A 2,025-nucleotide genomic window follows, 5' to 3' on the forward strand; every position below is an offset into this window, starting at 1 on the left:
CGTCTACACCGAACTCCGCCGCGGTATGTACGGTTTACCCCAGGCAGGTCGCATCGCTAACGAGCTGCTTGTCGAACGCATGGCTCCCCATGGGTACGAGCCTGTTGCCATCACCGCCGGCCTTTGGCGTCACCGCGAACGCGATACCAAGTTCACGCTTATCGTTGATGACTTTGGCGTCAAGTACACCAGTGACGATGACGCCGAACACCTTCTATCGACCCTGCGCAAATACTACCGTGTTACTACCGACTGGTCGGGTACTCGCTACGCTGGCATTACTCTCGACTGGGACTACGACAATCGCACCGTCGACCTCTCCATGCCTGGTTACATCGAGCGGTGCCTTCAACGTTTCGAACATCCGCCACCGACCCGCCCCGAACACGCGCCTCATGCGTGGCAAACTCCTACCTACGGCAAACGCACGCAGCTGGCGCCCCTACCTGACAGCTCTCCGTCCCTCGACCTCCAAGACACCAAACGTGTCCAACAGATTGTCGGTGTCATCCTATTCTACGCGCGTGCCATCGACCCTACGCCTCTTGTCGCCCTCAGTGACCTCGCCACACAGCAGGCCAATCCCACTGAACACACCATGAAGGCCGTCACCAAGCTTCTCAACTACCTCGCCACCCATCCTGATGCCATTCTACGATATACCGCAAGTGACATGTGCCTCTGGACCCACAGCGATGCATCTTATTTGAGTGTCATCAAGGCTCGTTCCCGCGTTGCAGGCTACTTCTTCCTCAGCGATTTTCCCGAGAACCCCGACAAACCGCCCGGCGATACGGATCCTCCACCTGCGTCCAACGGTGCGGTGTCGGTCCTCGTCCAGATTCCGAAGGAAGTCCTCTCTAGCGCTGCCGAAGCCGAACTTGCTGGTGGTTACTACACTGCTAAAGAAGCTGTACCGATGCGTATTTTACTCGAAGAACTCGGTCACCCACAACCTCCGACTCCGCTGCAAACGGACAACAGCACTGCCACTGGCATTGCCAATGACACCGTTCGTCAGCGACGTTCCAAGGCCATGGACATGCGTTTCTACTGGATACGTGACCGTGTCCGCCAGAAGCAGTTCCATGTCTACTGGCGGAAAGGCACACTCAACCGCGCCGACTATTTTACCAAGCATCATCCCCCGTCGCATCATCAAGACGTACGATCTACCTACCTTCACGACCCCAATGCGTCGCGCAACTACTTTGAAATCCTGCAGGACGACGTCGACGAGGACGTTGAGCCCGAACCGCCCGACGGTCCGGTCCCGTCGCCTCCTGCCGACTCTCTTTCCAGCAATGCTCACTCAGACGAGAGTGGTGAGGGTGTGTTGATCCCCTCGCACTACCGGGACCTAGATTAGGCCCAAGAGGATATCTTCCCACTCTCGTCCTCGCACCCTCGATAGCTCATAATTTCGCTAGTCAATCGTTTACGTCAAAACTCTCGACATCTCGTCTGCTCAACAGACTAGCGAAATTTCAAGACCTTCCAACAGCAATACCTTCACGGTCAACGCTGTTACCAAGCTCGCTGACAGCTCTAACGAACCGCCAAGAACAGAACTACTCACTACACGTAGTTTGACGTTCTTAATCCCACCACAACTCAACTTACGCCTTATTTTTCGACGTGGGACTCTTGCACGATGGCCGACTCCAAGCCACTTCCTTTCCCTTACACTTCGCTCACGAAGATCCATGGCATTCCTACCGCCATCAGCCTCCGCATCTTGAAGATGGAAGTCTACGCGAACGCTTCTGCGATCCCAAGTCTCCTCGGCGGCGGCACCCACGGTCATCTCGGTGCGGTCATGGATCCCGCCGCCTACGCGGCTCTTCAGGGAACACAGCCCATTGTTGCTCCCGTCCATCCCGGTCCTCATCCTGGTCACCCTAACGGAGCCACTTCGCCTCAGATCACCGAGACGAATCGCCTCCACAAGGAAGCATTGGATGACTTCGCTGTTTACACGGCGGTCGTCAACTCCCTCAAGTCGATGATCATCGATGCCGTCGA

General features: G+C 56.3%; 2 protein-coding genes. Both read left to right on the forward strand.

Going from position 1 to position 2,025, the window contains the following annotated elements; genetic code table 11:
• The coding region (locus HKN37_06620; GenBank protein ID NNE46316.1) for a hypothetical protein at positions 1-1,369 on the forward strand (1,369 nt) is incomplete at its 5' end.
• Between the two features lie 285 nt (positions 1,370-1,654).
• Positions 1,655-2,025, forward strand: a 371-nt coding sequence (locus HKN37_06625) for a hypothetical protein (protein ID NNE46317.1), incomplete at its 3' end; no start/stop codon positions are given.

The organism is Rhodothermales bacterium, assembly GCA_013002345.1.
Classification (GTDB): Bacteria; Bacteroidota; Rhodothermia; order Rhodothermales; family JABDKH01; genus JABDKH01.